The sequence below is a fragment of the Acidimicrobiia bacterium genome (assembly GCA_036271555.1).
In the GTDB taxonomy this organism is placed as follows: domain Bacteria; phylum Actinomycetota; class Acidimicrobiia; order IMCC26256; family PALSA-610; genus DATBAK01.
In genome coordinates, this window is record DATBAK010000055.1 from 1 (window position 1) to 21,017 (window position 21,017).

Sequence of the window (21,017 nt, forward strand, 5' to 3'; positions counted from 1 at the left end):
AGCACCGGAACCCCAAGCTCCAGCAGTTCCGGTTCCAGCGGCGGCGCGCCGTCGGCATAGACCGACGCGGGACCACCCGACAGGATGATCCCCTTGGGCTTGCGCCGCGCGACCTCCGCCGCCCCCACGTGGTGGGGCAGCAGCTCTGAGAAGACGCCGACCTCACGCACCCGGCGCGCGATCAGTTGCGAGTACTGGCCCCCGTAGTCCAGGACCACGATCTCGTCGGTCGCGGCGCGGACCGCTTCCAGGCCGTCATCGACCGGCGCGCCGATCGGCGCGTCGCCCGCCGCCGGGGCCTGATCTGGTCCGGCGGCGGTATCGATGGAGCTAATCGCTCGCTCCCACGGGTGCGGCGGCTCCCCGGGCGCCCATGCCGACGCCCTGCTCGCGCTGAAGCGACTTGCCCTCGGTCTGCAGCGCGGGAGCGACCATCAGCTCGGCGCGGTTGAACTCGGCGATGTCGCGATAGCCGCAGGTGGCCATCGAGGTCCGCAGGCCGCCCATCAGGTTGAACGTGCCGTCGTTCTCACGGGCGGGGCCCTTGATGATCTCCTCGAGCGTGCCGTTCTGCTTGGTGGCAACGCGGGTGCCGCGCGGCAGCGTCGGATGGAACGTCGCCATCCCCCAGTTGTAACCACGGCCCGGCGCCTCATAGGCGCGAGCCAGCGCGGACCCGAGCATCACCGCGTCGGCGCCGCAGGCGATCGCCTTGGCGATGTCGCCGCCGTTCTTCATGCCGCCGTCGCCGATGACCTTGACGTACTCACCGGTCTCGAGCATGTGCTGCGAGCGGGCGGCCGCGACATCGGCGATTGCCGTCGCCTGCGGGACGCCGATTCCGAGCACGCCGCGAGTGGTGCAGATCTGGCCCGGTCCGACCCCGACGAGCACGCCCGCGGCGCCGGTCCGCATCAGGTGCAGACCGGTGTGGTAGGACGCGCAGCCGCCGACGACCACGGGGATCGGGGCGAGCTCGCGGATGAACTCCTTGAGGTTCAGCGGCGGCCGGCTCTCGTCGCGTGAGACGTGCTCGGCGGAGACGACCGTGCCCTGGATGACGAGCACGTCGAGCTCGGCCTCGAGCACGAGCGACGCGAACTGCTCGACCCGCTGGGGCGTGAGCGACGCGCACGCGGTGACGCCGCCGTCCTTGATCTCGCGGATGCGCTTGCCGATGAGCTCGGGCTTCAGCGGCTCCTGGTAGAGCTCCTGCATCCGGCGCGTCGCCTTCTCGGCCGGCAGCGACCCGATCTCCTCGTACACGTGCTCGGGATCCTCGTAACGGGTCCACAGACCCTCGAGGTTGAGGCACGCGAGGCCGCCGAGCTTGCCGACCTCGACCGCGGTCGCGGGCGACACGACGCCGTCCATCGCGGCGGCCATCATCGGCAGCTCGAGGTTGAACGCGTCGAGGTCCCAGGAGATGTCGACGTCCTCGGGATCGCGCGTCCGGCGGCTCGGGACGATGGCGATGTCGTCGAACCCGTAGGCCCGGCGCCCGGACTTGCCGATGCCGATCTCGACTTCCACGTACCCTCCGCATGGTCCGTGTGCTGGAAGGTTTCAGGTTACTGCTCGCGTCGCGGTGCCTCATCCATCGGCGGTCAGAAATGCGAGAAAACCGAACAAAATCCGGGCCGTCGCGCCCCATACGGTCTCGCCCGGCAGCTCGAAGAAGTGAACCTCGTGATCGATCATCGGGGTCTTCCAGCGTTCGGCGTGATGAACGCCCGCCGCGAGCAGCTCGACGAGCGCGACGTCGAAGACGCGCACGACCTCGTGCGGATCCGGATGCAGCTCGGGCACGCCGGCGATCATCCCGACGAACGGGGTGATGATGAAGCGCGAGCCGACCGTGCCGAGCCCGTCGAGCTCGGCGACGATCTCGATCGCCGCGGGTTCGAGCCCGATCTCCTCGCGCGTCTCGCGCCGCGCCGTGGCGCGCAGGTCGACGTCGACGCCTTCCTCGAGCTTGCCGCCGGGAAAGGCGATCTCGCCCTGGTGGGACGGCATCGTCTCCGGCCGCTTGGTGAGGATCACTCGCGTCTCGCCCGCCGATTCGAACAGCGCGACGAGCACGGCCGACGCCCGCCGCCGGATCGGGAAGTCGATGGGCGACTCGGACACGCGTCGCGGCGGCGGAAGGCCGGCGAGGCGGCGCCGCACCGCCGCCAGCGGCCACGACGGCTCGACCCCTGCTCGCAGCCAGGGCGCCTCGATCCCGGGTAGCCACCCCGTCGGCCGTGGGATCCGCTGCATCCCGCCCCGGGCCGGCTCCGGCATCGCCCGAGAATTTACTCATCCGCGATACTGCGACCTTCCGAGGGAGGACGCCCGTGGACTGGAACTTCGCCACGATCTACGAGTCGGTCGCCGACGCGCTCCCCGAGCGCGTCGTGCTCATGCAGGGCGACGGCGAGCGCACGTGGTCCGAGGTCGACGACCGCGCGGCCCGGCTCGCGGGCGCGTTCTCGGCCGCGGGCTTGAAGCCCGATTCGAAGGTTGCGTCGTACCTCTACAACTCGAACGAGTACCTCGAGGGCCTGCTCGCCACGTTCAAGGCGCGCGGTGTGCCGGTGAACGTGAACTACCGCTACCTCGAGGAGGAGCTGCTCTACCTGCTCGACAACTCGGACGCAGAGGCGCTGCTCTTCCACGGCTGCCTCGCCGACCAGGTCGCGAAGGTCGCGGGACGCGCGCCGAAGCTGAAGCTGCTCGTACAGGTCGACGACGGGTCGCCACTCGTCGACGGCGCGGTCGAGTACGAGGCGCTGCTCGCCGCGCACGAGCCGATGCCGCGCATCGAGCGCAGCGGCGACGACTACTACTTCCTCTACACGGGCGGCACCACCGGCATGCCGAAAGGTGTGATGTGGCGCAGCGAGGACCTCTTCGGCGTGCTCGGCGGCTCCGTATATCCGCTGTTCGGCGAGGCGATGCCCGAGCGTTCCGAGGACGCGGGCGAGATCGCGAAGCGCGTGGTCGACGGCGGGCGCACCGCGGTGCACCTGCCCGCGTCACCGCTCATGCACGGGACCGGCGCGTTCACGACGCTCCAATCGCTGGCGCTCGGCGGCGCGATCGTGACGCTCGAGTCCCGCACGTTCGACCCGCACGAGCTGTGGCGCGTGGTGCAGCAGCGCAAGGTGACGCAGATGGCGATCGTCGGCGACGCCTTCGCGAAACCGATGCTGCGCGCGCTCGACGAAGCCGAGCAGGCGGGCACGCCCTACGACATCTCGTCGCTCGGGCTCATCGTGTCGTCGGGCGTGATGTGGAGCGAGGAGGTGAAGGCCCAGCTCGTCGCGCGCGGCAACATGTTCCTGCTCGACTCGCTCGGCTCCAGCGAGGCCGTCGGCATGGCGAACTCGATGAGCGGTCCGGGATCGGCCGCGCACACCGCGCACTTCTCGATCGGTGAGAACTCCAAGGTGTTCACCGAGGACGGCCGCGAGGTCGAGCCCGGCTCCGACGAGATCGGCATGGTCGCGGTCGGCGGCTACATCCCCGTCGGCTACTACAAGGACGAGGCCAAGAGCGCGTCGACGTTCCGCACGTTCGCGGGTCGCCGCTGGTCGGTACCGGGCGACTTCGCGTCCGTCGACGCCGACGGCACGATCACGCTCCTCGGCCGCGGCTCGGTCTGCATCAACTCGGGCGGCGAGAAGGTCTTCCCCGAGGAGGTCGAGGAAGCGGTGAAGCGCCACCCCGCGGTCGCCGACGCGCTGGTCGTCGGGGTGCCGGACGAGCGCTTCGGCGAGGCCGTCACCGCGGTCGTCGGGCTCCGGCCCGGTCAGCACGTCGACGCCGACGACATCACCGGCGCCCTCGGCGCGCTCTCGCCGTACAAGCGGCCCCGCCGGATCGTGTTCGTCGACACCGTGAAGCGCGGGCCGAACGGCAAGGCCGACTACGCCTGGGCGCGCGACACGGTGAAGGCCGAGCTCGATCGACGCTGACGCGTTCGCGCCGGCACGCGTCCGAGCGCGCACGCGAAGCGGCGGCGCCCCGAAAGACGCCGCCGGCGATCGCGAACCCGAACGGGTCGTTACTTCTTCTTGCCCTTGCCGACCTTGGCCAGCACGTCGCGGGCGTTCAGGATCAGGTAGTCGTCACCGTCGAGGGTGATCTCCGTCCCGCCGTACTTCGAGTAGACGACGGTGTCGCCGGCCTCGATGTCCATCTTGATGATGTCGCCGGACTGCTCGGAGCGCCGGCCGGGGCCCACGGCGAGGACCTCGCCCTGCTGGGGCTTCTCCTTCGCCGTGTCGGGGATGACGAGACCGCTCGACGTCGTCTCCTCGGCTTCGGCCGTACGGACGACGATGCGGTCCTCCAGCGGCTGCAGGTTCATCGGGTGTGCGCCTCCTATAACGGGCGGGACGGCTGAGATCGGGTGAGATCGGGGACCCAAACTCCGGCCGCAGGGGCCGGGCTGAGACCGTCGGCGAGGCTAGCACTCTCCTACCGAGAGTGCTAAGTGGAGGGCTCTATCCTTCCCGGATGGCTGACGGGAGAGGCGCGCCCGAACCCGTCTACGTCGACCAGTTCCGTGGCCGGCTCTTCCTCGTTCCCCGCTCGGTCGCGCCGGAACCCCGCGAGCTCGCGGCCGAGGCGGAAGCCATCGGGCACGCGGTGAGCGCGGCCCTCGTGCTCGCCTGGACCCGACGCGCGCCGGTCGTCGCACTCCCCGATCAGCTGCGCGCGACCGAGGAGTCGCGCCGTTACGCGCGCGAGGTGTTCGCGAAGCTCATCGGCCTGCCGTTGCACGAGTACCGGCCCGAGGTACGGGTCAACGTGTGGGACAACGGTCGCGACACGATCCGCATCCGCCGCGTCGGCCGGAACGGATCGGTCGCGAAGGACAGCGAGGTGTCGCTCGGACGCGCGGTCGACCCAACCGTGCTCGGCGAGTGGATCGTCGCGCTGATCCGCGACGCGCACCCGAGCCGGGGCACGCTCGCGCGCGCGTACGGCGCGCCCGAAGCTCGCGCGAGCGTCTACTCGCGCCTCGGTGTCGCGTACGTGTGCAGCACGCGCGTCTCGCGCGCCGCGGGCCAGTCGTTCGACTACGCGCCGCCGTACGCGCGCATCGACCTGCGCGCGGAGCACGCGCCGGACGACCTCGCGGCGAGCACCGTCGCCGCGCTCGACGCGTCCGAGCTCGTCGATCCCGGCGCCGCCGACAAGCGCGAGCGGTGGGGCTCCGACTTCGTCGAGAGCACCGGCCTCGCGCGCCGCACGATCTTCTCGCCGCGCACCGGGCTCGTCAGCGTCGGGCGCTGCGGGCCCGAGATCCGCATCAGCCCGACGCGTCGCGGCCGGGGCCAGCGTTACATCGGACTTCCCGACCGCGAGGTGTCGTTGCTCGAACCCCCGGTCGACGAGCTCGGTGCCGCCCTCGAGGACGCCATCCGGAGCGCGTTGTAATCCTGGTCGCACTCGCGCGTCGCCGCGCGACAAGTCGATGCGTACCGTCGCTCAAATCCGGAGGCCGGGGTCGATGCCCGACGCGAGTGAGGTGGGGCCGTCGGCGACGAGGCGGAAGTGCCCGCACGCCGCGATCATCGCGGCGTTGTCGGTGCAGAGGCCGATGCTCGGGACCACGACGCGCAGACCCGCGCGCTCGCCCGCGGCGACGACCTCCGCGCGCAACCCCGAGTTCGCGGCGACGCCCCCGCCGATCACGATCGTGTCGAGATTCGCCCGCTCCGCGGCGCGCAGCAACTTCGTGACGAGCACGTCGACGACCGCCGCCTGGAACGACGCCGCGACGTCGGCGACGTCGGCCTCGGGATTGCGCCGGCAGTACGTGACCACCGCGGTCTTCAAGCCCGAGAACGAGAAGTCGAGGCCGTCGTTCGCCATCGGCCGCGGAAACGGGATCGCATTCGGGTCACCGCGGGCCGAGAGCGTGTCGATCGCGGGACCGCCGGGATAGCCGAGACCGAGGAAGCGCGCGATCTTGTCGAACGCCTCGCCCGCGGCGTCGTCGACGGTCTGGCCGAGCGTCTCGTACCGCCCGTGGTCGCGCATCGCGACGAGCAGTGTGTGGCCGCCGGACACGACGAGCGTGACGAACGGCGGCTCGAGCGTCGGGTCGTCGAGCAGCGCCGCGTACATGTGACCTTCGTGATGGTTCACGCCGACGTACGGACGTCCGGTCACGAGCGCGAGCGACTTCGCCGCGCTCACTCCGACGAGCAACGCGCCCGCGAGCCCGGGCCCGTGACACGCGGCGATCGCGTCGACGTCGGACAGATCGATGCCGGCTTCGACGAGCGCACGCGCGACGACGTCGGTGACGAGCTCGACGTGCACGCGACTCGCGATCTCCGGCACCACACCACCGAACGGCGCGTGCCGTTCGGCCTGCGTCGCGACCGCCGACGAGATCATCTCGCGACCGTCGCGCACGACCGCGGCCGCGGTCTCGTCGCACGACGTCTCGAGGCCGAGGATCAGCGATCCACTCACGTTCCCCGCTCCTGGCGCCGGCGGCGCCGGGCCGTTCGGGCCCCGCTCGCTCGCATCGAGAGATCCTCGTCCGTCCCGGTGGTCGGGAGTCGTTCGCTCACGCGCTCACCACGAACGCGGGCGCTCCACCAACGTCGATCCCGGGACCGTGCGCTCGCACGACTCGAGCCGCGCCGCGTAGTCCGCATGATCGACGGCGTACGCCCACATGATCAGCGCGTCTTCCTTGGTCTCGACGTAATAGCCCTTGCGCACACCCACGGGCTCGAAGCCGAAGCGCCGGTACAGCGCCTGCGCGCCGAGATTCGACAACCGCACCTCGAGCGTGAGCCCGGTCGCGCCGCGCGCGATCCCCTCGCGCGCCAGCGCCAACAACAGACGCGTGCCGATCTTGTGGCGGTGCCAGCGCGGGTCGACCGAGAGCGTCGTGATGTGGCCGTCGCCGAGCGTCATCATCAACCCGCCGTAGCCGACGATGTCGCGGCCGACGCGCGCCACCATGTACGCGCGGCTCGACCGCAGCGCGAGCTCGCTGAGGAACAACGACGTCGTCCACGGTCGCGGCGCGACCTGCGCCTCGATCCGCATCACGCCGCGCAGGTGCCGTCGGCGCATCCCGACGACGTGCACGTCGAGCTCTTCGGGCACCGGGTTCGGGAGCGCCACTACGCCGACCTCCGATCGTGCGCGATCTCGGCGTCGCTGCGACGAAGGTACATCGGAACCAGATCGGCGGGCGCGGCGAAGTCCTCGCGCTCGAAGCGCATCGACGCGAGCTCGACGAGTGCGGCGAGGTTCGGTGCCGCGAAGCTCGGGCCCGCGATCTCGCACAGTTCGTGGCGTTCGAACTCATCACGGAAGCGCAACGCGCCGTCGCCCGCAACGACGACCGACTCGCCGGCCGCGTCGATCTCGGCGAGCAGATCGGTCGGGCTCGCGAGCTCGTACTCCGACTCGCGCTGCAGACCGCCCGGCACCGCGCGGTAGCGCGCGCAGTACAGCTCGTTGCGACGCGCGTCGAGCGCCGGCACGATCACGCGTCCGCTCGCGTGCCGCAACGGGTACGCGACCAGGTCGAGACTCGGCACCGGCACGACCGGGATGCGCAGCGCCTGGGCCATCACCTTGGCGGTCGTCACGCCGACCCGCAGCCCGGTGAACATGCCCGGCCCGATCGCGACGGCGATCGCGGAGAGGTGGTGCAGCTCGACGTTCGTCGCGCGCGTCAGGTGCGCGATCGCGGGCGCGAGCTCCTCGGCGTGGCGCGGCGTGCCGTCGTCGACGGCGCCGCCGAGCTCGATCGCGCCGAGAACGCCGGCTTGCGATCCGAGGGCGACGCCGACCCGCCGCGTCGACGTGTCGATCGCGAGCAGCAGCACGTCAGCGCGCCTGGCGCGGCAGATCGGTCGCGTTCACCGCGAGCGTCAGCCGTTCGTCGAGCGCGCGGTCGTGCGGCGCGTGCACGTCGATCGTGCGCACGTCGTCGTCGTCGCCGTCGTCGGGGGCGCCCAGGCGGACGACGATGCGGTCGCCCCCCGCGCCGACGACCGGCATCACGAGCTCGGCCCATTCGAGCAGCACGACCCGATCGCCGTCGACGATCTCCTCGAAGCCGAGATCGTGCAATTCCTGCATGCGCTCGAGCCGGTAGACGTCGACGTGCGCGACGCGCACGTCGCCCTCGTACTCCCGCACGATCGCGAACGTCGGGCTCACGACCGGTTCCTTCACGCCGAGACCCGCAGCGATCCCCTGCGCGATCGTCGTCTTGCCGCTGCCGAGATCGCCGCTGAGCAGCACGGCCGTTCCCGGGCGGACGCAGGTCGCGATCGCCGCTCCGACCGCGCGCGTCTGCTCTGCAGATGTGGTGCGAACGATCACGCGCGCTCGGCGAGTCGCTGCTTCACGCGGACGAAGTCGGCGCGTGTGTCCGCGAGCGGCACACCGCCGCCGCGCAGCACCGCGGACGGGTGCAGCGTCGGCACAACGATCGCGTCGACGCCCGCGCGCGCGAAGGGGAACTCGCGCCCGCGGAGCTTCGTGATGCCGACCTTCGTGTCGAGGAGCAGCTTCGTCGCGAAGTTCCCGAGCGTCATGATCACCTCGGGGCGGATGAGCGCGAGCTGGCGATCGAGCCAGGGGCTGCACGCGGCGATCTCGTCGGGCAGCGGGTCGCGGTTGCCGGGCGGCCGGCACTTCACGACGTTCGCGATGTAGACGTCGGCACGCGTCAGACCGATGCCCTCGATGAGCTGCGTGAGCAGCTTGCCGGCGCGGCCGACGAACGGCTCGCCCTGCAGGTCTTCCTGCTCGCCCGGTCCCTCGCCGACGAACATGAGCCGCGCGTCGGGCGCGCCCACGCCGAACACGACCTGCGTGCGCGTCGACGCGAGCGGGCAGAGCGTGCAGTCGTGCGCGACCGCCGCGACCTCGATCAGCGTGTCGCCGGCCGCGCGCGCAGGATGAACCGTGCTCATGGTCGCGCTCGCTCGGCGGCGGGATACCCGCCGCCCCTTCGGGGTCGCTCGCCACTCCGCACGCGTGATGGGAGGGAGCGATTCTGGTTAGGAACCGCGTTCATGCTCGCGCTCACTGGCCGGGTCGACGAGCGATGTTACGAGGTGCCCGGCACAGCCGCCACGGCGGCGCGGATCGCGTCCGCGGTCACGTCGGAGGCGGCGATCCGGATGCGGTCGAGCAGTCCGTCGGGCTCCGTCGGCGGCGGTGCGGTCGCCGTCGCGAGGGCGATCGCGAGGTCGCCGTCGAACCGGGTGTGTGCGGGTCGCAACGCGCGCGCCAGGCCGTCGTGCGCGCTCTGCGCCATGAGGTGACAGGCGACCTTGTCGAGCGCGGCGTCGGTCGCGACGACCACGAGCGTGGTGTTCGCGCCGGGCTCGCCGAACACCGGCGAGGCGAACTCCTCGCCGATTGGCGCGCGCGTTCCCGCGAGCACCGCGCCGTCGGGACCGAGCACGTCGCCGACCGCGTTGACGACGGCGAACGCGACGACCTCGCCGTCCGGCGTCGTGACGCGCGCGACACCGAACCCGCCGGAAACGGCGTGCTCCGCACCGCGCCACTTGCCGATGGTCGCGGCGCGTCCCGCGCCCACGCGTCCGGTCACGAGCGGTTCGTCGCGCAACGCGGCGACCGCGGCCGCATAGCCGTCGTCGACCGACGGCACCGCGCCACCCGACTCGACGAGATCGAAGATCGCCGCGGTCGGCACGATCGGCACCGGACCACCCGCGGTCGGAAAGCCCTGCCCTCGCTCGGCGAGGAACCGCATCACGCCGTCGGCCGCGCGCAGACCGAACGCGGAACCCCCCGTCAACACGACCGCATCGACGCGCGCGACCGTGCGCGTCGGTTCGAGCAACGCGAGCTCGCGCGTCGCGGGCGCACCACCGCGCACCTCGCCCGAGCCGACCGTTCCCGACGGTGCGACGATCACGGTGACGCCGGTTGCGTCACCAGTCCAGTGCCCGACGCGCAGCCCGGCGAACAATGCCGGTCGTTCCTAGCTCGCCGCGGCCGCGACCGCGCCGATCTCACGCGCGAAGTCGGCGATGAGCCGGTCGACCAGCTCGGCCCGCTCGAGCATGAGCATGTGGCCGCCGCCCTCGACGAGCTCGAGCCGCGCACCGGGGATGAGCTCGGCCATGCGGCGCGCCTCCGCAGGCGGCGTGAGCATGTCGGCGGTGCCGTTGATGACGAGCGTCGGGATGTGCACCTCGGGGAGCCGCGCGCTGAGGTCGAGGCCGAGCAGCGCGCGCGGCGCGGCGCGGCGCGTGTCGACCGTGCAGTCCGACAGCATGCGGCGGACGAGCTCGACGTGGCTGGGCTTCGGGTGGCGGCCGAACCCGAGGCGCGCGACGACGAAACCGAGGTTCTTCGCCGCCCACAGTCTTCCCGAGTCGGGCGCGAGCTCGCCCGCCTTCTCGAGCAGTGTGCGCAGACCCGCGGCGCGCGGTCCCGAGAGCGGCACGCGCGCGAGCGACGACAGCAGCACCACGCCCTTCACGCGCTCGGCCGCGACCTCCGGATGGCGGAGCAGGAACGACTGCACCGCGATGCCACCCATCGAGTGACCGACGAGCAGTGCGTCGCGCAGGTCGAGCTGCTCGAGCACCGTGCGCAGGTCGTCGCCGATGTTGTCGATCGAATGACCGGTGTCGCCGAGCTTCGAATCGCCGTGACCGCGCGAGTCGAACGCGACGACGCGGAACCCTTCGCGCGGCAGCGCCTGGAGCTGACGGACCCACGTGCGCACCGACAGCAGCACACCGTGCGCGAGCACGATCGGCGCGCCGGTTCCCTCCGTGACGACGTGGATCGTGCCGCCGTCGTGGCTCGTCAGCGTCGCCGATTCGTAGATGGGCGCAGTGAGCACCTCCGACGCGTCGCCCTCGGGCCGCTTGCGCAAACGCTTCGCGGCCACGCGCGGGATCCCGAATGCGAGTCCCGCCGCGCCCGCGACCGCGCCGGCCGCGATGCCCGCGCGCTTCCCCGTACTCATGCGGCTGTGACCTCCGGCACTCGATCCGGACCGTTCGCCATCGCGCGGTCGCCGTCGGCGCCTTCGGTCGGCGCCGGGCTGCTCATCCGATCTCGCGCCGCGGCACGCGCGGACCGATGTTGCAGACGATCTCGTAGGGGATCGTGCCGAGCCGCGCCGCCCACTCGCTCGCGGTCACCGACTCGTCACCTTGACGACCGAGCAGCACGACCTCCTCGCCGACCTCGACCGCGTCGTCGCCGACGTCGACCATCAGCTGGTCCATCGTGACCGTGCCCGCGATCGCGCGCCGTCGTCCGCTCACGATCACCTCACCGCCCGCCTCCGCGAGGTTCCGGGGAACGCCGTCGCCGTAGCCGATCGGCACCGTGGCGATCGTCGACGCCCGCTCGGTGCGGTAACGCAGCCCGTAGGAGATCGCCGCGCCCGCCGGCAACCGCTTCACGAACGCGACGCGCGCCTTCACCGCGAGCACGGGCTCGAGCGTGGCGATCGGCGCGAGCGCGGCGACGGGCGGGATGCCGTAGATGCCGATGCCCGGACGCACGAGGTCGTAGCGCGCCGCGGGGAACGCGAGCGCACCCGCAGTGTTCGCCGCGTGCACGAGCTCGGGTCGGTGCTCCGCGGTCGCGAGCGCGGCGCGGACGGTCTCGAAGCGCGCGAGCTGCTCGCCCGTATAGGGGTTGTCGGGCTCGTCGGCGACGGCGAGGTGCGTCCAGAGCCCTTCGAAGCGCAGCTCTCGATGCGCGTCGACGAGATCCGCGAGCGCGCCCGCGGCGTCGGGCGACGCGCCGACGCGGTGCATTCCGGTGTCGATCTTGAGGTGCACGGGCAGCGGGCTCGCGTCGGCGGCGACGACGGCCTTCGCGAGCGCCTCGATTCCCGCGTGCGTGTAGACCGCGGGCGTGAGTCGGTGCTCGACGACCGCGGCCGCGGCGGCCGGCACCGGTTCCGAGAGGACGAGGATCGGCGCCGCGATCCCGGCCTGGCGCAGCTCGAGCCCTTCCTCCACCAGCGCGACACCGAGCATCGCGGCGCCGGCCTCGATCGCCGCGCGCGCCGAGGCGACCGCGCCATGGCCGTAGCCGTCGGCCTTCACGACCGCGAGCACGCGCGCCGGTGCCACGACCCGCGCCAGCTCCTCGACGTTGGCGCGCAACGCGCCGAGATCGACCTCCGCCCACACCGGCCGCAGGAGGCTCACGCGTTCGTTCCCCACGCCAACGCGTTCACTCCCATCCCGCGTGCGGAGCGGCGAGCGCCCGCGGGCCGGGCATCCCGGACCGCAGCGAGTGCGACCAGAAACACGCAGCGGCGAGCGGACCGAAGGGACGGCGGCGGGTATCCCGCCGCCGAGCGAGTGCGACCATGGTTACGTCGTTCTGGCGATGAACTTCACGATGTCGGAGCGGGCGACGATGCCGACGACGCGACCGTCGTCGAGCACGGGGAGGTGGGTGACGTCGTGCTCGTACATCATCGTCGCGACGTCCTCGAGCGTCGCGGCGGGACCGATCGTCGGCGGGTCCGCGTCCATCACCTCGGCGACCGTCGCGCCCGCGACCTTGTGCAGCTCGTGCTCGAAGCGCTTCATGCTGCCGGGCAGCGGCACCGAGGTGCCGAGCAGCATCAGGTACGTCGGCACGTGCACGCGCGCCTCGGATGCGATGAGATCCTCGTCGCGCAGCAGCCCGACGAACTTCCCGCCGCCGTCGACGACCGGCATCGCGCCGTAACGGCCGGCGGCGAGCGCGTCGGCCGCGTCGGCGACCGGCTGGTCGGGCCGCAGGGTCGCGACGTCCGCGGTCATCACGTCGCGAACCGGGGTCGTGCTGGGCATGGGTCAGTCCTCGCGGGGGTCGGTGAGCGCTCTCAGCGTAGGAGGTAGGGCGTCGATCAGGTCGCCAGCGACGAGCCCGGGGGCCGTCCCGGCGATCTCGGCGGCGCGCCCGTGCACGAACGCGGCCGCGGCGGCGGCATCGAACGGCGCCGCGCCGCGCGCGAGGAACGCGGCGACGATGCCGGTGAGCACGTCGCCCGTGCCTGCGGTCGCGAGGGCGGGCGAGCCGGTCGGGTTGATCGCGACACCACCGGCGGGATCGACCACCACGGTCGCCGGCCCCTTCAGCAGCACCACGACGCCGAGGTCGCGCGCGAGCTCCGAGGCGGCCGCGATCCGGTCGTCGCCGACGGGGTGACCTGCGAGGCGCGCGTACTCACCGTCGTGCGGCGTGACGACGGTCGGCGCGCGCCGCGACCGCAAGGGCTCGGGATCCTCGGCGAGGATCGTGAGCGCGTCGGCGTCGACGACGATCGGGATCGGCGCCTCGGCGACGAGCCGCGCGACCGCGGCCGCGGTCTCCGGAGCGCGCCCGATGCCCGGACCGATCGCGGCCGCCTTGAACCGGTCGATGTCGCCGTGCAACAGCTCCTCGGCCGCGTCCGGATTCAACGCGCCCGACTTCGTCGCCGGCATCGCGCGCGCGACGACCTCGCCACCACCGACGCGCGCCGCGGCTTCGTGTCCCGGAACCGCGGCGACGACCATGCCCGATCCCGTGCGCAACGCCGCGCGCGCGGTCATCGACGGCGCGCCGATCATCCCGCTCGATCCGCCGACGACGAGCACCGCCGCGCGCCACTTGTGCTCCTCGGGCGCGCGCGTGCCGATCGCGCGACGCGCGTCGTCGGCGGTCGTGACCGTCGCGATCGCGGCGTGCGGGTCGTCGGCGCGGATACCGATGTCGGCGACATCGACCGCCCCCGCGTGCGTGCGACCGGGCTCGAAGAGCAACCCGGGCTTGAGGTACGCGAAGGTCACGGTCGCGTCGGCGCGCACGACCGCGCCGCGCACCGCGCCGGACGCACCGTCGACCCCAGACGGGATGTCCACCGCGAGCACCCGCGCGACACGCGTCGCTTGCTCCGCGAGCCACGCGGGATCACCGTCGAGCGCACCCCGAAAACCCGTGCCGAACATCGCGTCGACGAACAGATCGGCGCGCGCGACCTCTCGGGCGGCCCGTTCGCGGTCGACGCCGGCGACGACGTCGATCTCCGCCACGCGCGCGCCCCAACGTCGCAGCACACGCGCGGCGACGCGACCGTCGGCGCCGTTGTTGCCCTTCCCGCACGCGATCACGACGCGGCGCCCGTACGTGCCGCCGAGCATCTGCCGCGCCCGCCACGCAACCGCCGCACCGGCGCGCTCGACCAGAACCGACTCGGGCGTGCCCGCCGCGATGGCGCTCCGGTCGAGCGCCCCCATCTCTTCGGGCGTGACGACGAGCCGCACGCGGCTCAGCTGCGCCAGTGCTCGGACAGCGCGGCGACCGGCTCGGTGAGCAGATCGGTGAGGTCGAGCTCCGCGAGCAGCTCGTCGCGGAACGTCGGCTCGGTCTCCGTCACCTGGTCCTCGAGCGCGGCGTAGCGGTTGCGGTACCCGCGCAGCACCTGGCGCGCGACCTCGAACGACACGCGCTCGTGCAGCGCGACGTGCACGAGCGTGAGCCCGGTCACCTGGTAGCCCTTCACCTCGGGCACGAGCACGAAGGTACGACCGTCGGCGCGGCCCCGCGCGACCGTGACCTCCCGTTCGCTCACCGCGCGGTGCTTCGTGCCCCGCAAGATCGCGAACGAGTCGGTCCGCGACGGGATCGCCGCCGCGATACCGCCCTTGTCGACGACGTGGATCGTCATGTGGTCGTCGCGCGTCTCGTCGCCTTCGATGCGGTAGCGCGTGTAACCGAGGACGGTCGAGACCGCAGGGTCGAGCGCGACGAGCGTGCGGATGGCGCGGTACGACAGGTTGTCGCGCGCCGCGCCCGCGGCGAGCACCGATTGCACGAGCGGCACACGGAGCAATGTCTCGTCGGAGCGGGAGATGCCGACCGTGACCGTCTTTGCCTGGTGCTTGATCGCGTCGATTGGTCGCGTGAGCTGCTCGATGACCGCGGTCAGACCGGCGGTGAGGTCCTCCACCAGCGTGCTGGGCGTGCCGACCTTGCCGAACTCGAGCTGGAAGGAATCGAGGGGCACGACGCCGGTGCCGTAACGCAGCAGCGCGCCGAGCCGCACTGCGAGTCCCGCGTCGAGCTGGCCGTCGTACACGCCCGAGCGCAGACCTTCGAAGAAGCGCGCCGCGAGCGGCTGCAACCCTTCCGACAGCTCCGCGAGGAGGTCGTCCTCGCCGACGTGCCGTGCGAGCAGCGCCTCGATGAGCGCGCGCGCCTCGCGCAGCGGGTGCGACGTCTCGTCGATCGCGAGCGCGGCTTCGTACCCGAAGAGATGGCCGGCCATCGCGGCGGCCACGAACGCGAGCGTCGGGTGCACCGCGGGCACGAACACCGTCTCGATCGCGGAGAGCAAGCGCGTCTCGCCGTCGGTTGCGATCGCGACGGCCGCGGCCTTGTGCGCGCGGTAGATCGCGAGCTCCTTGCCGACATCGTCGGCGTTCGAGCCCGTGAGCCCGGCCGCGCACACGAGGATCAGCGGCTCGGCCGAGAGGTCGATGTGCTTCTTGTCCTCGGTCGCGTCACAGGCGATCGACTTGTAGCAGAGCTCCGAGAGCTTGATCCGCAGCTCCTGCGCGGCGATGCGGTTCACGCCGTTGCCGACGAGCGCCCACGAGCGCCGGTAGGGCGCGTGGCGATGCGCGGCCGCGGCGATCGCGGGTCGACGCGAGACGACTTCCCGCATCGCGGCCGGAACGTCGCGCAGACCCGCGAGCAGCGACTGGGTGTCGGGCGCCGCAAGGACACCCGGCGCGACTTCCTCGGCGATGCGCGGCGCGAGCAGGCAGCCCGCGGCGATCTGCGCGTAGAACGCCTTCGTCGACGCGACCGACATCTCGACGTCGCGACCGTCGGACGTGTAGAGCACGCCGTCGCTCTTGTCGACGAGGTCGCTCTGGCGACGGTTGACGATCGCGACGACGGACGCGCCGCGAGCGCGCGCGAGGTCGACGGTGCGGTTCGTGTCCGTCGTCGTGCCGCTCTGGCTGATCGCGACCACGAGCGTGTCGCTCATCTCGTCGCGGAGCCCGAAGCCCGAGAACTCGGTCGCGAGCGCGGCCTCCACTTCGAGCTGCCCCGCGGGCAGCAGCTTGCGGAGCAGCATCACGAGGCTCTGACCCGCGATCGCGGCCGTGCCCTGGCCGATCACGACGACACGGCGGATGCGGCGATCGCGCAGCCGCGCCACGAGCTCGTCGGGCAGCACTGCGGGCGGCAGGCGCACGTCGAGGAGGCCGTCGCGCTCGACGAGCTTGCCGCGCAGCGTCTTGCGGAACGACTCCGGCGCCTCCGTGATCTCCTTGAGCAAGAAGTGCGGTGCGTCGCCCCGGTCGATGTCGCGCGTCGTGATCGCGGCGCGCACCCACTCGTCGGCGCGGACCGGCAGCTCGGTGCCGTCGTAGCAGCGACGCGTCACCGCGTCGGGATCACCGGCGCCACGCGCGTCGAGCACGACGATCTGACCCTGACTCGCAGGGTTGCCGACCTCGCGCATCGACTCGCCGTCGAGCCGCAGATAGGACGGCGCGACCTCGACGAGCCCGTAGGGCTCGCTCGCGACCACGTACACGTCGTCGGCACAGCCGACGTAGAGCGCCTGCCCGCTGCCGCGCAGCGCGACGAAGACGCGATCGGGATCGTCGGCGACGGCCGCGGCGATCGCGACGGAGCCCTCGAACGACGCCACCGACGCGCGGAACGCCTCGGTCGAAGCGGTGCCGGCGTCGATCTTGCGGGCGACGAGCGTCGGGATGACCTTTGCGTCGGTGGTGATCTCGGAGGGCGCGGTGAGCGACTCGAGCGCGCGCAGGTCCGCGTGGTTGTCGATGTCGCCGTTCAACGCGGCGACGACGAACGGTTGGTCGGCGCGCCCGACCTCGGCGCTGTCGACCGGGTGCGCGTTGGGCTCGGAGATGATGCCGACACTCGCCCACCGCGTGTGCCCGAGCACGGTCGCGTGCGCATCGGGCGCGCGCAGCGCGAGCCGCAACAGCTCGTCGGCGCGGATCGCGGCCCGCAGCGCCGCGGTGTTGTCACCGAGCTCGCCGATCTCCGCCGCGACCTTGTACACGAACACGAGCCGGCCGGAGCGCGACACCTGCACCGCGCCGTTCGTGAAGAGCGGGTCGCGCCGGTCGCCGGCGAGCCGCGCGACGGTCGGGTCGTCGAGGTCGAGCTCGTGACCGTCGACGATCACGCTGAGCCCCGCGGAATCGCGACCACGGACCTCGAGCCGGTCGAGCGCGCTCAACGCGATCTGAATCGACGAGTACGTCTCCATCGCGGCGAGCGCGGTGTCGCCGGCCGCGAGGTCGTCGACCGCGCGTGCCGAACGAAGGCGGTCGCGCCGGATCGCCCACAGCGCGTCCTTCGCCCGCACGAGCGCGGCGTTGAGCGCCTCGACATCGTCGACCACGCCGGACGCGAGCACCGCCTCGACCTCGCCGTCGACGCGCGTGAGCGTGCGCGCGAGCTCGTCGGCGCGGTGTTCGAGCGACGCGAGCGCGAGCCGGTCGTGCAGCAGCGCACCGAGCGCGGGGATCCCGCTCAGCGCCCGGTCGACCGCCTCGAGTCCCGACGCGGCGTCGATCGCGGCCGCGACGGGGTCGGCGGCGCCGGCGATCGCCTCGAGCCGGGCGGCCATCGCTCCGAGGCCCGACTCCAGCGCGCCGAGGTCGGGCGCGTCACCGGTCGAACGGCGACGCAGGACGGCGATGATTCCGCACATGGGGGCTCCGCGCTGAACTCGGACGGCGGGACGGGAAAGTCTACGCGGGGGCCGGATTCCTCCCCCGAGCTCTTATCGGCCGCCCCCCGAGGCTCCGAACTCCTTCTCCGTGGCCGCCCGCAGCCGAGCCAGCGCCCCGCGGGCCGCGGCCTCGGTCGGCGCCTCGACCATGATCCGGATCAGCGGTTCGGTGCCCGACGCCCGCACGAGCACCCGGCCCTCGGCGCCGAGCGCGGCCTCGACGGCCTCGACCTCGGCCGCGAGTCCGGGCGCCGCCGCGAGGTCGGGCTTCGCGGCGACCCGGACCCCTTCGAGCAGCTGCGGCACACGCGTCATCTGGGCCGCGAGCTCCGACATCCGTCGACCGGAGCGAGCCATGCTGTCGAGCAGCTGGAGCCCGGTGAGGATCCCGTCGCCCGTGGTCGCGAGCTCGCGGAAGATCACGTGGCCCGACTGCTCACCCCCGAGCAGCAGGTCTCCGGCCTCCATCGCCGCGAACACGTGCCGGTCGCCGACCGGCGTCTCGACGACACTCACGCCCGCGGCCGCGAGCGCGTTCCGCAGCCCGAGGTTCGACAGCACGGTCACCGCGATCGCGTCGTTGCGCAGGCGCCCGCGTGCGTGCAGGTCGAGCGCGACGATCACCATGATCTGATCGCCGTCGACGAGCGCGCCGCGTTCGTCGACCGCGAGCACGCGGTCGGCGTCGCCGTCGAACGCGAGTCCGGCGTCGGCGTGCTCGGCAACGACCGCGGCCTGGAGGTCGCCGGGCGCGGTCGACCCGCAACCGGCGTTGATGTTCGTGCCGTCGGGCGCCGCGTGGATCACGACCACCTCGGCGCCGAGCGCGCGCAACACCTCCGGGCCGAGCTCCGACGCCGCGCCGTTCGCGCCGTCGACGACGACCCGCAGCCCGTCGAGTCGCCGGCCTTCGATCGTGCGGACGAGGTGCTGCACGTACGGTTCGTGGGAGATCGCGCCGTCCGGCTCGGCCCACGCACGCGCCGCCACCGCGCCGACCCGCGCGCGCAGCTCGTCCTCCACGCGGCGCTCGAGCGCGTCGTCGAGCTTGCGGCCGCCGGGCGCGAACAGCTTGATGCCGTTGTCGGTCCACGGGTTGTGGCTCGCCGAGATCATCAGCGCGGGAAGCCCGTCGACCGCGGCCAGGAACGCGACCGCGGGCGTCGGCACGATCCCGGCGTCGCGCAGCACCGCGCCCTCGGCGTGCAACCCCGCGGCGAGATCGTCACGCAGGCGCGGCCCGGACCGCCGAGTGTCGCGGCCGACGACGAACGGTCGGTCGGTCCCGAGCACGACCGCAGCGGCGCGTCCGAGCGCGACCACGAGGTCGGAGGTGAGGTCGGCGTCCGCGTCGCCGCGAATGCCGTCGGTGCCGAACTGCAGCATGGCCGCGCCGCGACCGTTCGCCGCGCGCTAGCGCTTCGAGTACTGCGGCGCCTTGCGGGCCTTCTTGAGCCCGTACTTGCGCCGCTCCTTCTCGCGCGCGTCACGCGTGAGCAGGCCCGCCTTCTTCAGCGCGGCGCGCGTCTCGGGGTCGAGCGCCACGAGCGCACGGGCGATGCCGAGACGGATCGCGCCCGCCTGCCCGCTCACACCACCGCCGCCGAGCGTCGCGTCGACGTCGTAGACCTCTTCGGTCTGTGTGAGCCGCAGCGGCTCCTTCGCGACGACCTGGTGCGTGAGGATCGGGAAGTACTGCTCGAACTTGCGACCGTTGACCGTGATCACGCCGGTGCCCGGGCGCAGCCGCACACGCGCGATCGCGTTCTTGCGCCGGCCGGTCGTTTGGATCAGGGGCTTGGGCAACGCAGCCGTCCTTCGGAACGAGAGCGGATCAGGAGCTCGGGCGCGCGATGGCCCGGGCGGGCAGCGCGCGAGCCGTGGGCTGCTGCGCTGCGTGGGGGTGGGTCGGGCCGGCGTGGATCTTGAGCTTCTTCAGCATCTTGCGGCCGAGGGGGCCCTTCGGGAGCATCCGCTTCACGGCGAGCCGCACGACCTCTTCGGGTCGCTGCGCCATCATCTGGTCGAGGCTGCGGGTGCGGATGCCGCCGGGGTAGCCGGTGTGGCGGTGGTACAGCTTGTCGGAGCCCTTGCGGGGCGAGATCGCCAGCTTCGACGCGTTCACGACGATCACGAAGTCGCCGCTGTCCATGTGCGGCGTGAACGTCGGCTTGTGCTTGCCGCGGAGCAGCGTCGCGAGCTCGGTGGCCAACCGGCCGAGCACCGCGCCGTCGGCGTCGATGACGTGCCACTTGCGGTCGATCTCGCTGCGTTTGGGCGTGTACGTGGGCACAGAAGTTCCTGCTGGTCGATCCGGAGAGGGGCCGGCGCCGTGGAGCACAGAGGGCGCCGAGCGCGACGGATGAGTCTAGGTGAGCGTGCCGCGCCCCGGCAATCGGGGCCGGTGTCCACGATCGGCTCCGGCTGCGCCGCCCCCGTTGACCTCGTGTCTCGCAGCGCTTCGGCCCGGCTGCACCTGCGAGTCCACCGGACCTACCCTCGGCGGCATGAACCCTGCCACCGATCTTCGGGTGCCCGTGCCGCACGAGATCGCCGACGAGCACCGGGCGCTCGCCGAGGCCGCGCTCGACGTGCTCCTCGACCCCGGTCTCGAGCCGATCGTCGACATGGTGCTCACCCGCCGCGACGGCGCCTACGAGGCGCTCAGCGCCGACGGCCGCGTCCGGTTCACGACCGACGCCGGCACGGTGCACCTGCTCGAGGAGGTCGGCGCCAACCCGATCGCCCACCAGGCGACCGACGCGTACAGCCCGCTCGAGGCCGAGCTCGCCCATCAGCACCCGCACCGGCGCGACAACGCGTACCCGAACGCGTACGAGCAGATCGTGCAGCTCTTCGACGCGCCGGCCGCGCCCGACCTCTGCGTCCTCCACTCCGCGAGCCACAACTGGGAGGACCAGGGCGGCCACATCGGTGAGCACGGCTCGCTGGGTGTCGTGCAGGCGCGCGCGCCGTGGGTCCTCGCCGGCAAGGGCGTCGCGCAGCTCGGGGTCGTGCCGCGCGCGGCGCGCCTCGTCGACGTCGCCCCCACCGTCGCGGAGCTGCTCGGCTGCGCGCCCCACGCCGACGGCCGCTACCTCAACCGTCAGGACGGCGAAGTGCGCGCCGATGTCCTCGACCTCTCGGGCGGTCGGCCGCGTCACGTCGTCGGCTTCCTGTTCGACGGCTCGAACCCGAACGTGCTCTACGCGATGGCCGCGTCGGGCGAGGCACCGAACGTCGCGCGCCTCATCGA

The 21,017-nt window shown here is 72.4% G+C and carries 21 protein-coding genes; 3 read left to right on the forward strand and 18 right to left on the reverse strand.

Annotated elements, in window-relative coordinates:
- From VH914_13500 to VH914_13510, 3 genes are all read right to left on the reverse strand, one after another.
- Nucleotides 1-221 (reverse strand): GMP synthase (glutamine-hydrolyzing) (locus VH914_13500; protein HEX4492218.1); only part of this gene is annotated, 221 nt, incomplete at its 3' end.
- Nucleotides 222-330: 109 nt separating this feature from the next.
- Complete coding sequence (locus VH914_13505) at nucleotides 331-1,533, reverse strand: GuaB3 family IMP dehydrogenase-related protein (protein HEX4492219.1); 1,203 nt, start codon at nucleotides 1,531-1,533, stop codon at nucleotides 331-333.
- Between the two features lie 60 nt (nucleotides 1,534-1,593).
- The gene (locus tag VH914_13510) at nucleotides 1,594-2,286 is read right to left on the reverse strand and encodes a CoA pyrophosphatase (protein ID HEX4492220.1); all 693 of its coding nucleotides are present in this window, start codon (nucleotides 2,284-2,286) and stop codon (nucleotides 1,594-1,596) included.
- 53 nt (nucleotides 2,287-2,339) lie between these two features.
- Between VH914_13510 and VH914_13515 the strand changes: the two genes are divergently transcribed.
- Nucleotides 2,340-3,962, forward strand: coding sequence for an acyl-CoA synthetase (locus VH914_13515; GenBank protein ID HEX4492221.1), 1,623 nt, complete (start codon nucleotides 2,340-2,342; stop codon nucleotides 3,960-3,962).
- An 89-nt stretch (nucleotides 3,963-4,051) separates the two neighbouring features.
- Here VH914_13515 and groES read toward each other — a convergent pair whose 3' ends face one another.
- A complete protein-coding gene (gene groES, locus VH914_13520; protein HEX4492222.1) occupies nucleotides 4,052-4,357 on the reverse strand; it encodes a co-chaperone GroES in 306 nt (101 codons plus the stop codon).
- Between the two features lie 149 nt (nucleotides 4,358-4,506).
- Between groES and VH914_13525 the strand changes: the two genes are divergently transcribed.
- Nucleotides 4,507-5,433: a hypothetical protein gene (locus tag VH914_13525; protein HEX4492223.1), complete on the forward strand. Its 927-nt coding sequence runs from the start codon at nucleotides 4,507-4,509 to the stop codon at nucleotides 5,431-5,433.
- 51 nt (nucleotides 5,434-5,484) lie between these two features.
- Here the strand turns inward: VH914_13525 and tsaD are convergent, their stop codons facing one another.
- From tsaD to rplM, 14 genes are all read right to left on the reverse strand, one after another.
- On the reverse strand, nucleotides 5,485-6,480 hold the full coding sequence (tsaD, locus tag VH914_13530; GenBank protein HEX4492224.1) for a tRNA (adenosine(37)-N6)-threonylcarbamoyltransferase complex transferase subunit TsaD: 996 nt from the start codon (nucleotides 6,478-6,480) through the stop codon (nucleotides 5,485-5,487).
- Between the two features lie 105 nt (nucleotides 6,481-6,585).
- Nucleotides 6,586-7,146 (reverse strand): ribosomal protein S18-alanine N-acetyltransferase, encoded by a 561-nt coding sequence (gene rimI / locus VH914_13535; protein HEX4492225.1) that lies wholly within the window; start codon nucleotides 7,144-7,146, stop codon nucleotides 6,586-6,588.
- On the reverse strand, nucleotides 7,146-7,859 hold the full coding sequence (gene tsaB, locus VH914_13540) for a tRNA (adenosine(37)-N6)-threonylcarbamoyltransferase complex dimerization subunit type 1 TsaB (GenBank protein HEX4492226.1): 714 nt from the start codon (nucleotides 7,857-7,859) through the stop codon (nucleotides 7,146-7,148). Before tsaB ends, rimI begins: the two co-directional genes overlap by 1 nt.
- 1 nt (nucleotide 7,860) lies before the next feature.
- Nucleotides 7,861-8,361, reverse strand: a complete 501-nt coding sequence (gene tsaE, locus VH914_13545) for a tRNA (adenosine(37)-N6)-threonylcarbamoyltransferase complex ATPase subunit type 1 TsaE (protein HEX4492227.1) — start codon at nucleotides 8,359-8,361, stop codon at nucleotides 7,861-7,863.
- The gene (locus VH914_13550; protein ID HEX4492228.1) at nucleotides 8,358-8,957 is read right to left on the reverse strand and encodes a uracil-DNA glycosylase; all 600 of its coding nucleotides are present in this window, start codon (nucleotides 8,955-8,957) and stop codon (nucleotides 8,358-8,360) included. The genes tsaE and VH914_13550 overlap by 4 nt, the downstream gene beginning before the upstream one ends.
- A 137-nt stretch (nucleotides 8,958-9,094) precedes the next feature.
- Nucleotides 9,095-9,988, reverse strand: a complete 894-nt coding sequence (locus VH914_13555; GenBank protein HEX4492229.1) for a P1 family peptidase — start codon at nucleotides 9,986-9,988, stop codon at nucleotides 9,095-9,097.
- A gap of 12 nt (nucleotides 9,989-10,000) precedes the next feature.
- Nucleotides 10,001-10,999, reverse strand: a complete 999-nt coding sequence (locus tag VH914_13560; protein HEX4492230.1) for an alpha/beta fold hydrolase — start codon at nucleotides 10,997-10,999, stop codon at nucleotides 10,001-10,003.
- 82 nt (nucleotides 11,000-11,081) lie between these two features.
- A complete protein-coding gene (alr, locus tag VH914_13565; protein HEX4492231.1) occupies nucleotides 11,082-12,203 on the reverse strand; it encodes an alanine racemase in 1,122 nt (373 codons plus the stop codon).
- A 168-nt stretch (nucleotides 12,204-12,371) separates the two neighbouring features.
- On the reverse strand, nucleotides 12,372-12,839 hold the full coding sequence (locus tag VH914_13570; GenBank protein HEX4492232.1) for a CBS domain-containing protein: 468 nt from the start codon (nucleotides 12,837-12,839) through the stop codon (nucleotides 12,372-12,374).
- Nucleotides 12,840-12,842: 3 nt separating this feature from the next.
- Complete coding sequence (locus VH914_13575) at nucleotides 12,843-14,294, reverse strand: NAD(P)H-hydrate dehydratase (GenBank protein ID HEX4492233.1); 1,452 nt, start codon at nucleotides 14,292-14,294, stop codon at nucleotides 12,843-12,845.
- Nucleotides 14,295-14,299: 5 nt separating this feature from the next.
- On the reverse strand, nucleotides 14,300-17,740 hold the full coding sequence (locus VH914_13580) for an SIS domain-containing protein (protein HEX4492234.1): 3,441 nt from the start codon (nucleotides 17,738-17,740) through the stop codon (nucleotides 14,300-14,302).
- A gap of 72 nt (nucleotides 17,741-17,812) precedes the next feature.
- Nucleotides 17,813-19,147: a phosphoglucosamine mutase gene (gene glmM / locus VH914_13585; GenBank protein HEX4492235.1), complete on the reverse strand. Its 1,335-nt coding sequence runs from the start codon at nucleotides 19,145-19,147 to the stop codon at nucleotides 17,813-17,815.
- Between the two features lie 27 nt (nucleotides 19,148-19,174).
- A complete protein-coding gene (rpsI, locus tag VH914_13590) occupies nucleotides 19,175-19,567 on the reverse strand; it encodes a 30S ribosomal protein S9 (protein ID HEX4492236.1) in 393 nt (130 codons plus the stop codon).
- Between the two features lie 28 nt (nucleotides 19,568-19,595).
- The gene (gene rplM / locus VH914_13595; protein HEX4492237.1) at nucleotides 19,596-20,054 is read right to left on the reverse strand and encodes a 50S ribosomal protein L13; all 459 of its coding nucleotides are present in this window, start codon (nucleotides 20,052-20,054) and stop codon (nucleotides 19,596-19,598) included.
- Nucleotides 20,055-20,268: 214 nt separating this feature from the next.
- On the opposite strand from rplM, the gene VH914_13600 reads away from it, so the two are divergent.
- Nucleotides 20,269-21,017 (forward strand): nucleotide pyrophosphatase (locus VH914_13600; protein ID HEX4492238.1); only part of this gene is annotated, 749 nt, incomplete at its 3' end.

What these genes read in the sequence shown, in the direction of transcription:
- VH914_13525 (HEX4492223.1), top strand. Translation starts at nt 4,507, where the DNA reads ATGGCTGACGGGAGAGGCGCGCCCGAACCCGTCTACGTCGACCAGTTC.
- VH914_13570 (HEX4492232.1), bottom strand. Translation starts at nt 12,839, where the DNA reads ATGCCCAGCACGACCCCGGTTCGCGACGTGATGACCGCGGACGTCGCG.
- VH914_13510 (HEX4492220.1), bottom strand. Translation starts at nt 2,286, where the DNA reads ATGCCGGAGCCGGCCCGGGGCGGGATGCAGCGGATCCCACGGCCGACG.
- VH914_13580 (HEX4492234.1), bottom strand. Translation starts at nt 17,740, where the DNA reads ATGTGCGGAATCATCGCCGTCCTGCGTCGCCGTTCGACCGGTGACGCG.
- glmM (HEX4492235.1), bottom strand. Translation starts at nt 19,147, where the DNA reads ATGCTGCAGTTCGGCACCGACGGCATTCGCGGCGACGCGGACGCCGAC.
- VH914_13550 (HEX4492228.1), bottom strand. Translation starts at nt 8,957, where the DNA reads ATGAGCACGGTTCATCCTGCGCGCGCGGCCGGCGACACGCTGATCGAG.
- VH914_13560 (HEX4492230.1), bottom strand. Translation starts at nt 10,999, where the DNA reads ATGAGTACGGGGAAGCGCGCGGGCATCGCGGCCGGCGCGGTCGCGGGC.
- groES (HEX4492222.1), bottom strand. Translation starts at nt 4,357, where the DNA reads ATGAACCTGCAGCCGCTGGAGGACCGCATCGTCGTCCGTACGGCCGAA.